Source organism: Proteiniclasticum ruminis DSM 24773 (genome assembly GCF_000701905.1).
In the GTDB taxonomy this organism is placed as follows: Bacteria; Bacillota; Clostridia; order Clostridiales; family Clostridiaceae; genus Proteiniclasticum; species Proteiniclasticum ruminis.
This window is the reverse complement of sequence record NZ_KL370834.1, coordinates 11,232-21,842: the sequence shown is the minus strand read 5'-3', so window position 1 is coordinate 21,842 and position 10,611 is coordinate 11,232. Positions and strand designations below refer to the sequence as shown.

The following is a 10,611-nucleotide window of genomic DNA, read 5'->3' as shown; positions in this document are numbered from 1 at the left end:
ACTGTAGAAGAAGCTTCCGCCACAGAAACTGCAGCAGTGAAGGCTGCCCCAGCAGCACCTGTGTCTGCAGGCAGCGGTTCCGACGAGAAAATTGAAGCCCCCATCCAGGGTACCATCCTGTCCATGAAGGTTCAGGCAGGCTCTGTGGTGAAGAAGGGACAGATCCTGGCCATTCTGGAAGCCATGAAGCTGGAGAATGAGATCGTCTCCCCATTTGACGGAACGGTATCTTCTGTATCCGCAAAAGACGGACAAGTCGTGGATAGCGGTGCGCTGCTCCTGACCATCGCTACAAAGTAGGTGACAAGATGTTAGAAATACTAAAAGAATTCTTTGCCGCCAGCGGGATTATGGCACTGGATGGCAAAGCCCTTCTCATGATCGGCCTGTCGCTGTTTTTCCTGTACCTGGCCATTTATAAGAAGTACGAACCTTATCTGCTCATCCCCATCGCCTTTGGTATGCTTCTGGTGAACCTGCCAAAGAACGGTCTCATGGAGACCGGAGGACTTCTGAAGCTCCTCTATATGGGTATTGAGTACGGTATTTATCCATCCCTGATTTTTCTAGGAGTTGGAGCGGCCACTGACTTTGGTCCCCTCATCGCAAATCCCAAGAGCATGCTCCTGGGGGCAGCTGCACAGCTTGGCATCTTCTTCGCTTTCCTGGGTGCGCTCCTTCTTGGATACACTGCGCTGGAAGCTGCGTCCATCGGTATCATCGGTGGCGCAGACGGTCCTACGGCCATCTATCTCACCAGTCAGCTGGCGGACCATATGCTGGGGCCCATCGCTCTGGCTGCCTATTCCTACATGGCTCTGGTGCCTGTGATTCAGCCGCCTATCATTAAGCTTCTGACCACCAAGGAAGAGCGTCAGATCAAGATGAAGCAGCTGAGACCTGTGTCCAGACTGGAGAAGATCCTCTTCCCCATCGTGGTCACTGTGGTGGTGATCCTTCTGGTGCCCAGTGCAGCGCCACTCATCGGTATGCTGATGTTCGGAAACCTCATCAAGGAAGTAGGCATTGTGCCTAATCTAGTGGAAGTGGCTAAAAATGCCATCATGTACACTGTGACCATCCTCATCGGACTCACCGTAGGGGCGAAAGCCGATGCGGAGACTCTTCTAAACCCTAAGACCCTGGGCATCATTGCTCTGGGACTCATCGCTTTCTCCATCGGTACTGCTGGTGGTGTCCTCTTTGGAAAGCTCATGTGCAAGGTGACCAAGGGACAGATCAATCCAATGATCGGTGCTGCTGGGGTATCCGCTGTGCCTATGGCTGCGAGAGTGGTCCAGAAGGTAGGCCAGGAAGAGGACCCATCTAACTTCCTTCTTATGCATGCCATGGGACCCAATGTGGCTGGCGTCATCGGTTCTGCCATCGCAGCCGGAGTGCTTCTCAATTTCTTTGGGTAATAATGACAAAAAAAGATGCTGCTCTTATTAAAATCTGGAGCGGCATCTTTTTTCTATTGTTAAACCACCAAGTAATTCTGATCTTTTATTCCATAACGCCTTATGTCACCCTTATAAGAAGAAAGACATAACTCAGTATTACTAAATTTTGACATGATCCATAATTCCTGAGCTTCAAAATAATGCTCTATCGCACCATGGATGCATTCTGCATCAGGATTCTTTAGAATTCTCTGCGCATGATCAAGGACCCGTTTCTGCTGATCTAGGTCAATGAAGGTCCCCTCTTCTATGACTTTCGAATGAAGCGTCAGTAGTTGAATCACCTCATCATTCTTTTCATCTTCCAGCATTCCTGTGATTATTTTCATGAACTGATCATGGCTTCCAAGAAATTGACGAAGATCTCGTCTTTCATACGCCTTTCTCATTTCTTCCACAGCTTCAGTCAATAAACTTCCACAGCATTCCAATTTAGGGTCATTTAGATCATCCAGATACATATTCACCAACTGCTTTTTCAATTGAAACATTTTTAGAACGTTGCTGCTGATTTGATCCGTCTGATGGATAACTTGATACCCTTCTCCTTGGATTTTTTGAACATAATGCTTCTTTTCCAAAAGTATAAGCGCTTTTCTGACTGGTGTACGGCTGACATTCAGCGCTTCAGAAAAATGTGTGAGGTTGATGGTGTATCCATACGGAATTTTACCATTCAATATTAAACTGTAAAACCCTTCATAAACTGCTTCCACCAGCGTTTGATTCTCCATAAACGAAAATTCGGAGATCATCATTTTTATCATCGCTCTCATGTCACCTCACTTATTTTCCCAAGATACGCTTTAGTCTTAGAACTCCTTCCTTCGGACTTGAGAGTACTTTCACCCCAAGATCACGTACTGTTTGTTCTGCCCGAGCCATTGAAATCTGGGCAAGAATGATAATATCGGCTCCTTGCTTCATCAGTTCAGAAGCAGCATTTCCAATGAGAAAATTATGCTGCTCTTCATTTCCATCTTTAAGTGCTTCAAAGGCTTCCAAAGTCACTTTTGTAATTACTTCTTTTGAGAGCCCTCTACTCATATTCATCTTGTCTAGTATTCTTTTTGCATTTTCTGCCGTTTCAAGATTTGTCGCAATCACACCTATTTTCGTTTCTGGCTGATCCAGTACATTCTCCATCATCGGTTCATCAATCGCTATGACCGGAACATCAACAAACTCTCTCACTAGAGGCACCAGCGGACAGTATACAGTACACGCTACTAGAACTGCATCCACATTACTCTCAACGGCTCGAAAAACAAGTTTTAAGAACTCTCTTTTTGCCTTCTTCGTGAGTCCATTTTCATCCTTGATTCTCTTAAGCATATATTCATCCACAAAGTTTACAGGCTCCAAATCATCACCAAACTCAAAGAACGCCATTTCTAAAGGCTTTACTGCACTTAATGTTGCATGAATAACACCAACTCTTTTCATTTAGTATCCTCCAATCTCTTTGCGTTCAAACCTCTAAGATGCCAAGCAATCTTTGCGCTTTCTTCCAGCTCTTCTAGACACTCGAAAGCCTGAAACATGTTGTAACCTGCAACAATAGCCCCGTGATTTCTTAGCAGATACCCCTTCTGATTCCCAAGGGTATGCTCAAAGAGTTCGAATAACTCTTTCGATCCCGGTTTTGCATAAGGAACAAGGGGAATAGTTCCAAGCTTCATTTTAAGGTATGGTGTATAGCTGGGAATAGAATCGGATGTGTCCATATGTTCCAGACAGGACCACAGAGTTGAATAGAAGGAGTGCGTATGTATCACTGCCTCTGTTTGCGAGTCATTTCGATATAAAGCCAGATGAAGTGGCAACTCTTTGCTTGGCTTCACTTTGCTCAGCACTTCACCTGTAAGTGATACTTCAGCAAAATCTTCGGGAACAAGTGTGCCAAAGGAAGAACCACTTCTAGAAATAAAAACTCGGTTTCTGTGCTTAAAGCTGATATTTGCTGAAGATCCCGCAGTTTTACCACGTTCAAACAGACTCTTTGCTGTTTCAATCGCTTCTTTCAGTTTTAGTGTAAAGGAATCTTCAGTTTTTGCAATTTCTCCATACATCATTTCAACGGCATCAATAAAGAAGGATTCACCTCCAAAGTTACCTGATTTCAGCAAAAGAATATACTCCTCATCCGTTGGCTTAAGGAGAGGGACTCCTGGAGAGATGCTTATCCCAATTTCATAGGATCTGATTTCAAGAGCTTTCGTAACTGCTCCGGAAGTTTCTCCACCAGCCACAATGATCCCCTTGAAGCCTTCACTCTTTGCCAACACCGCCAGTTCGGCCATGGTAGTTTCAATTCTTTCTGCAATAATCAATGAATTGTATGTACTTTTCTGCTCATGTCTGTATAAAGGATCTTCAGAACTGTATACAAGAACACAATCCATATTTTTAACCTGTTCAAAAACATTCAGAGCATTTTCCTCTCCAGAGAGCAGTTTAGGAATATCTAGTTTATAAGATTTTCTCCCTGTAGCTTCATAAGCAGCAATCTGTTTCAATGTCATCTGAGAGCAGCTTCCTGCAAGCAGCAAAAACTTATGAACTGGATTACTACTGCTCCTATTGTACATATACGACGCTAGATGCTTCATAAATCCTGAAGCACCACTGAACAATCGCAACTCATGAAAGCATGTCAGTATCCTTTCACCATGTTCCTCCATCTCGAAATCCGGTATGATATAGAACCGGTCTTCTGTCATTGATATTTTATGGATTTTCTCTTTCAGCTGCTCATTTGATTCCATGAGCTCGTCTTTAAAAATCGTATGACTGGTATATACACTTTGTGCATCCAATAGCTTTTTAATCTCTGACTCTCTCATCGGTGTTAATGGATGATCCTTCATTGGGCTTTCTTCAAGTAATTGACCATGAACATAGAGTTTGCCTTCAATCACTTGGCGGCCGTTGACAGGAAAAGACGGGCATACAATCGTATACGGTATGCCTAACTCTTCCAGACAAGCATCCAACACAGGTCCAATGTTCCCTTCTGAGGTTGAGTCGAAAGTGGAGCAATACTTGATGTAATATTTCTCCGTTCCAGCTTCTTTTAGAAATCGAAGAGCTTGAATTGTTTCACGAACTGCTTCCTCTTTCGGCAATGTTCTTGTCTTTAACGCAATCACAACCCCATCAGCATCGTTGTTATAATTTTCGTCTGGCACGCCATTATAGAGGATTGTATTTATGCCTTCGTTTTCCATAAAGGAAGCCACATCACTTGCCCCAGTAAAATCATCCGCGATACAACCGATCTTGATTCGGTACATTTTCTCTCCTCCTCACTGAAAAAACTATGCCAGCAGTTCCATCTCCCGGACAACCGCATCTGTAAAGCTGGTGGTGGTTTCACGCCCTCCCATATCAGGGGTAAGGATGCCTTTTTTCATAACGCTCAGTACTGCCTTCTGCATAAGAATCGCTGCTTTTCGCAAGCTCTCATCCTGATGTTTATCAGCCATCCACTCAAACATCATCACGACAGACAGCATAAGTCCCACGGGGTTTGCAATATTTCTTCCTGCAATATCAGGCGCAGATCCGTGAGCTGCCTGAGCCATACATTGTGTTTCGTTGGTATTGATCGCTGGTCCAAGTCCAAGACTTCCTGTAAGTTCTCCTGCAAGATCAGATAGAATATCTCCGAAAAGATTCGTGGTCAGTACCACATCAAAATCACCAAGTCTCTTCACCATATGTGCTGCCATGGCATCGATATGATAATCTTCAATTTCTACTTCAGGATAATATTTCTCTCCAACTTCATAACATACAGACTTAAACAGACCGTAGGACCACTGAAGTACATTTGCCTTGTGGATAATTGCTACCTTTTTTCTCCGCGTCATGGCCATTTTGAAGGCTTCATGAGCAATTCTTTCTGTCGCCTTCCTGGTAAACTTTCCATTGAGGATGACTGTGTTTTCGTCAGGCATAAACTCACCCCAACCTTTGTACATATTTCGATCTGGCATGATCCCCTCGGTATTCTCCCTGAATACGACCACATCTGCTTCGCCAACACGGCTTTTCACACCTGGATAGGATTTAGCTGGTCTGGCATTGGAATACAAGTCAAAATAATGTCGCATCGTACCGCTGGGATTTGTAAGTTTCCGATACTCCTCAGGATACGCAGCACTGTCATGGGGTGCAAATACCCATGCATCACAGTTCTTTAATCCTTCCTTTGTAATATCAGGTACTGGTGCTCCGTATTTTTCTATTCCTTCCCATCCCATGGGATATACAGGGAACTCCACTGAAATGTTGTATTTTTTCACCGCTGCTTTCATCATTTTTTCTGTTGCTTTTGTAATCTCAGGACCGATTCCATCTCCATATAACAGACCAATTTTATAACTCATACCATAACCTCCGATTATAATTGTTTTCGTTTACATCATATCATTTCAAAAGATTGACGAAAAATACCAATGTCTGAATGATCTCCATAACTTATTTGTTATGGAGAATTACTATGCTATGATACAAACATGGAGGATAGAATCGCACCAGAATAACCTCTATATCGCAGGAACTTCGTGATGCACGTCAATATGCAACTTATTTTTTCAGTTGGAGGAATAACATTGGACACAAAACCTTTTGAATACATCATTAAAATTGCTGAAACAGGAAATATCACTAAAGCAGCCCACGCCCTTTTTATTTCCCAGCCATATCTAAGCAGTTATCTTACAAAATTAGAAGAAGAACTGGGCGTAATCCTCTTTGATCGCACCGCAAAGCCATTGAGACTTACTTATGCTGGCGAGAAATATTTACAGATGTCAAAGGAAATCATGAAGATTCGAGAGAATTTTGTGGATGATGTCATTCATCTGGAAAATTATTCAGCTGGAAAGCTCTCTATTGGAATTCCTCGAATGAGATCTACTTTTCTTTTGCCTCATATTCTGCCCGCTTTTTATGAAAGATTCCCTAACGTTGAGATAACTGTGGTGGAGGATAATACAAAAAATCTAGAAGAAATGTTAAAAAAAGGGATGATCTCCTTTGCACTCACCCCCATTCCCATGAACAATAAAGAACTGTCCTATGATGTTTTATATGACGAGGAACTGCTACTCATTTGCAGAAAAGATGGTCTGAAGTATATTGTAGACATAGATCAGCCACTTTCCTTAGATCTTGTTTCCCACTACCCCTTCTTGCTTTCAACAAAAGGACGTGGACTTCGGACTTTTCTCGATTCCTATTTTTTGCAAAATAAATTTAAACCACAGGTGAAGCTTGAAATCTCGAATAACGAAACTCTTTTACGGCTTGCCTCAAAAGGTATTGGACTCACTATTGTCCCTCACTCTGTTTATCTTTATGCAAGACCTGTTGAGCCCATTGATGTTTATCATCTTGCGCCTCGAGGTCTTTTCTGGCAAATCGGCGTTGTATATAAAGCAAATGCAGAAATTGATTACTTAGGCAGGCAATTCATCGAAATTCTGAGATCCATCCTTCCCGAAGCATTTGGAAGCTTGAAGAAATAATGAAGGCAGCACTCCAAAGTGCTGCCTTTCATAATAGCTGTTCAACTTTACCTAACAAGATGGCAAGCGATAGTAAATCCGCAGCGCCACCTGGAGACAAATTTCTCCGTATGAATTCCTCATTCAACACTTGAAGTTTCTTAAATGCATCCTGCTGACACATTCCACCATCGTGAAGAAACCTTTCCGCACTGCTTCTCACATAGCTCAGACTCTCCATACCACCCCTGGTGACAATGTTGGAATCCTCCACATGCTTCATCAAAAGGAACAGTGTTTCCAGAAGCGTCTCCTCATAGGTCATCTGCTTGTCGAGACTACGAAGATAGGGCAGCACTTGATCCCGAAGCACTGGATATCCTTTTTCCGCTTCTCCGCGGATCCCTGTAAACCCATACTTCAGATAGAGTTTTTCACCATGAGTAAGATTCTCTTTGATTTCTAAATCTCTAAAATCCTTAGTCACAAGACCTTTTGTAGTCTCCATGATGATCTTAAAAATCCGTTCCGTATCCTGAGGAGTAAAAACAGGTATGCTGTCTCCTGAATACAGATCTTCACTAAGCTTCCTTCCGAAAGCCGCTAGAAGAAGTCCCATGGAAAAGATAATGCCTTTATGTGTATTGATTCCTTTAGTAGCTTCAAACATCTCCTGTTCCATTCGGATTCCAATGGGACGGATAATGTCAAGAAGTCTATTTTCTGGAACCTCTGAGGTTGCGCCACTCAGAAACATTTCCTGAAACCCTGTTCTTAGACTTACCGCACTGCGGACAAAGGTAAATATGTCCATATCCTGATGAGAACCAGAGTCCTTGGCGTCTACAAGTCCCGGTTTGGGTGTTAAAAGAGCTTCTGTAAGAATGGCCTCTTCTGCAAGCTTTGCACACTCTTCGGCCAAGCTGCTATATCTATTTTTTATGTCCATTAAGCTGATCCTTTTCTTCTTTATTTGCTTCAGTCTCTTCCAGTTTTCTCATTTCCTGAAGAATGAACTGCTCTGAATAGCTGAGGTGTTCGTCTGTGATCAGTGCTACAGCATCGTAGTTTTTACTTCTCATATTTTTATAAAGAAGCCAATGTTCATCCAGAGCTTTCCGGCGTCTGTCATTCTCCGTGAGAGATATATCACGGAATCTCATGAGATACTGTCTGAGCTTCTTTACAATGACGTCCAATCTTGGCATCTTGCAGTATGCATAAATCATATCATTAAACTGTCTGGAGAGCTCTACAACTTCCTTATAGTCTCCCCGAGCATCAGCTTCATCTGTTTTCCTGAGCAGCGTCTCCATCTCGTCAAACTGCTCTTCTGTCATGATTCTCATAGCATTTTGCGTTGCTAAGATATCCAGTGCTTTTCTGATCTGGTAAATCTCGATGGCATCATCGATGGTCACCTTTTTTACTACGACCCCATAATGAGGCACATACTCCACCAGCCCTTCTTCCTGGATCCGCCTTAGTGCTTCTCTTACAGGGGTCCTGCTGATGTTCATGCGCTCCGCATAAATGGACTCATTGATGCGTTCGCCTACTGGAATGATTCCTTTGATGATGGCATTTCTCAGTCCTTCAAATACAATTTCATTCAAGGGTTTGTTCTGGCTCAAATCCGCTAATTTGATAACTTCCTTCATGTAATCATCCATTTTTTCGCCTCCAAAACAGTGTCTGCACACTGTATACATTTACATTATAATCAAAATTTCAAGAAGCACCTACAATTATTTTATGAAAAACAGTAAAAAAACAGCACCCATTCCCCTTGATACTTAAGGATTTTACACAATGAAAGGGCGGTGTCTCCACCGCCCCGAATTATGTTTATCCCAAATATTTTACTAAGGTGTTTCTTACAGCATCTTTGCCTGCGATGAGTTCCAGGAACATTCCTTCCACCTTATCGCCAAGACCTACTTCGTAAAGATCTACCCCAAAAATCACTGCATTGGATAGAATATTTTTCAGCTGGCCCTTGTAGGAATCTGCATCTCCAACCTTGATTCCCGCAAGCATTTCCTGAAGTTCGGAAAGCATTGGATCACTGGATAGCTCAAATGCTTCCATTTTGTCGTTCACGCCTAGGAGATATCTCATCCAACCTGCCAGTGCCAATGGAATGAAAGTCAGATCTTTTGGAGAAAGGTCTTCTCTCTTCACATAAGACTTGATGGTTTCTCCAAAGCGGATGGCTACCTTCTGGCTTGTGTCTGTGGCAATTCTCTGTGGCATATCAGGTATGAATGGATTTGGCAGTCTCTCTTCGATAACTTCCTTGATGAAGCTCTCAGGTTTGATGATCTTTGGATCCACAACCACAGGCATTCCTTCTACATAACCGATTTTTTCCACCAGTGCTTTCAGCTGAGGATCGTTCATTTCCTTGTATATACTGTCGAATCCAAGAACACATCCATATACAGCCAGCGCAGTGTGAAGTGGGTTCAGACATGTCGTAACCTTCATGGTTTCAGTATTGTTTACCGTATCCCTATCGGTGAAGTACACGCCGGCTTCTTCTAGTGCTGGTCTGCCGTTCGGGAACTTATCCTCCACAACCAGATATTCAGGCACTTCTGCATTCACATAAGGTGCGATGAATGTGTTCTTGGATGTGACGATGGGTGCCATATTCTCTACACCAAGTCCGTCCAGGCTCTTTTTCACTTCTTCTGATGGTCTAGGGGTAATCTTGTCAATCATGCTCCATGGGAAGCTGATCTTGGACTCATCAGATACATAAGCGACAAATCCTGCATCTACATATCCTCTATCCAGCCATTCTTTCGCGATTCTCTTTACTGCGAGCTCCACTTTTTCTCCATTATGGCTGCAGTTGTCCATGCTGACCACCGCCAGTGGATACTGACCTTTCAGATAACGGGTATACAGAAGGGATGTCACAACGCTCATGGCGTGACTTGGACTCTTTGGTCCATTCTCAAAATCCTTTACCACAAATGGGAATACCTCTCCGCTGGCATTGGTCAGTGCATATCCTTTTTCGGTGATGGTAAAGCTGATCATCTGAAGAGATGGGTTTTCAAAAATCTCTCTTAATCTTGCAGCACTCATTTCATCAGACAGATTTCCTTTTACACCTTCTGCAATGCTTGCCACCACAGAGTTCTTGGTGGAACCATCTGCATTAAGGCTGACCAGCAGGGTCAGATTGTCGTATGGTGTATAGATTTTGTCGATGATGTCAAAGTCAAAAGTCTCAGCAGCAATGATTCCTTTGTCGCTCAGTCCTTTTTCCAATAATGTGTTTTGAAGATTTGCAATGAATCCTCTAAAAATGTTTCCTGCACCAAAATGCACCCAAACAGGATCCTTCTTTGTCTTTTCTATCATTCCTTCCACATCAAAGGATGGAGTCTTTATGCCTTTTGCTGCCAAGTCTTTTAATTGGTTTAGCTTCAGTTCCATTTTTACACCTCTTATCATATTTCTGTATCTTGTACAGTTTTCTTAACTTCAGTGTATTGTAAACCATTAGAAATATCTATAAAAAAAAGGGAACACGGCAATATTTGCGATAATTACGACCTAAATCGCCATATGTTGTCAGGAAATTTCAATCCACGCTCCTCATACGAAGAGCGACT

The 10,611-nt window shown here is 42.8% G+C and carries 10 protein-coding genes; 3 read left to right on the top strand and 7 right to left on the bottom strand.

Features of this window, described 5'->3' with window-relative positions; genetic code table 11:
• Both T487_RS0115230 and T487_RS0115225 read left to right on the top strand, forming a co-directional pair.
• The coding region (locus tag T487_RS0115230) for an acyl-CoA carboxylase biotin carboxyl carrier protein subunit (RefSeq protein WP_031577490.1) at positions 1-300 on the top strand (300 nt) is incomplete at its 5' end.
• 8 nt (positions 301-308) lie between these two features.
• Positions 309-1,421 (top strand): sodium ion-translocating decarboxylase subunit beta, encoded by a 1,113-nt coding sequence (locus tag T487_RS0115225; protein ID WP_031577996.1) that lies wholly within the window; start codon positions 309-311, stop codon positions 1,419-1,421.
• Positions 1,422-1,480: 59 nt separating this feature from the next.
• Here the strand turns inward: T487_RS0115225 and T487_RS0115220 are convergent, their stop codons facing one another.
• From T487_RS0115220 to T487_RS0115205, 4 genes are read right to left on the bottom strand one after another with little or no spacing between them, the layout of a single operon-like run.
• A complete protein-coding gene (locus T487_RS0115220; RefSeq protein ID WP_162178270.1) occupies positions 1,481-2,197 on the bottom strand; it encodes a GntR family transcriptional regulator in 717 nt (238 codons plus the stop codon).
• 52 nt (positions 2,198-2,249) lie between these two features.
• Positions 2,250-2,909, bottom strand: a complete 660-nt coding sequence (locus T487_RS0115215; protein WP_031577994.1) for an aspartate/glutamate racemase family protein — start codon at positions 2,907-2,909, stop codon at positions 2,250-2,252.
• On the bottom strand, positions 2,906-4,759 hold the full coding sequence (otnK, locus tag T487_RS15665) for a 3-oxo-tetronate kinase (RefSeq protein WP_051651776.1): 1,854 nt from the start codon (positions 4,757-4,759) through the stop codon (positions 2,906-2,908). Before otnK ends, T487_RS0115215 begins: the two co-directional genes overlap by 4 nt.
• A gap of 24 nt (positions 4,760-4,783) precedes the next feature.
• Positions 4,784-5,857, bottom strand: coding sequence for an isocitrate/isopropylmalate dehydrogenase family protein (locus tag T487_RS0115205; protein WP_031577992.1), 1,074 nt, complete (start codon positions 5,855-5,857; stop codon positions 4,784-4,786).
• Positions 5,858-6,082: 225 nt separating this feature from the next.
• Between T487_RS0115205 and T487_RS16130 the strand changes: the two genes are divergently transcribed.
• The gene (locus T487_RS16130) at positions 6,083-7,000 is read left to right on the top strand and encodes a LysR family transcriptional regulator (RefSeq protein WP_051651775.1); all 918 of its coding nucleotides are present in this window, start codon (positions 6,083-6,085) and stop codon (positions 6,998-7,000) included.
• 28 nt (positions 7,001-7,028) lie between these two features.
• On the opposite strand, the gene citG is transcribed toward T487_RS16130, so the two are convergent.
• From citG to T487_RS0115185, 3 genes are all read right to left on the bottom strand, one after another.
• Positions 7,029-7,928: a triphosphoribosyl-dephospho-CoA synthase CitG gene (gene citG, locus T487_RS0115195; protein WP_031577990.1), complete on the bottom strand. Its 900-nt coding sequence runs from the start codon at positions 7,926-7,928 to the stop codon at positions 7,029-7,031.
• Complete coding sequence (locus tag T487_RS0115190; RefSeq protein WP_051651774.1) at positions 7,912-8,652, bottom strand: GntR family transcriptional regulator; 741 nt, start codon at positions 8,650-8,652, stop codon at positions 7,912-7,914. Before T487_RS0115190 ends, citG begins: the two co-directional genes overlap by 17 nt.
• Before the next feature lie 175 nt (positions 8,653-8,827).
• The gene (locus T487_RS0115185; RefSeq protein WP_031577988.1) at positions 8,828-10,432 is read right to left on the bottom strand and encodes a mannitol dehydrogenase family protein; all 1,605 of its coding nucleotides are present in this window, start codon (positions 10,430-10,432) and stop codon (positions 8,828-8,830) included.
• Positions 10,433-10,611: the final 179 nt, after the last annotated feature.

Coding starts and splice junctions, on each gene's coding strand:
- T487_RS0115225 (WP_031577996.1), top strand. CDS start 309: ATGTTAGAAATACTAAAAGAATTCTTTGCCGCCAGCGGGATTATGGCA.
- T487_RS0115220 (WP_162178270.1), bottom strand. CDS start 2,197: ATGGAGAATCAAACGCTGGTGGAAGCAGTTTATGAAGGGTTTTACAGT.
- T487_RS0115215 (WP_031577994.1), bottom strand. CDS start 2,909: ATGAAAAGAGTTGGTGTTATTCATGCAACATTAAGTGCAGTAAAGCCT.
- otnK (WP_051651776.1), bottom strand. CDS start 4,759: ATGTACCGAATCAAGATCGGTTGTATCGCGGATGATTTTACTGGGGCA.
- T487_RS0115205 (WP_031577992.1), bottom strand. CDS start 5,857: ATGAGTTATAAAATTGGTCTGTTATATGGAGATGGAATCGGTCCTGAG.
- citG (WP_031577990.1), bottom strand. CDS start 7,928: ATGGACATAAAAAATAGATATAGCAGCTTGGCCGAAGAGTGTGCAAAG.
- T487_RS0115190 (WP_051651774.1), bottom strand. CDS start 8,652: ATGGATGATTACATGAAGGAAGTTATCAAATTAGCGGATTTGAGCCAG.
- T487_RS0115185 (WP_031577988.1), bottom strand. CDS start 10,432: ATGGAACTGAAGCTAAACCAATTAAAAGACTTGGCAGCAAAAGGCATA.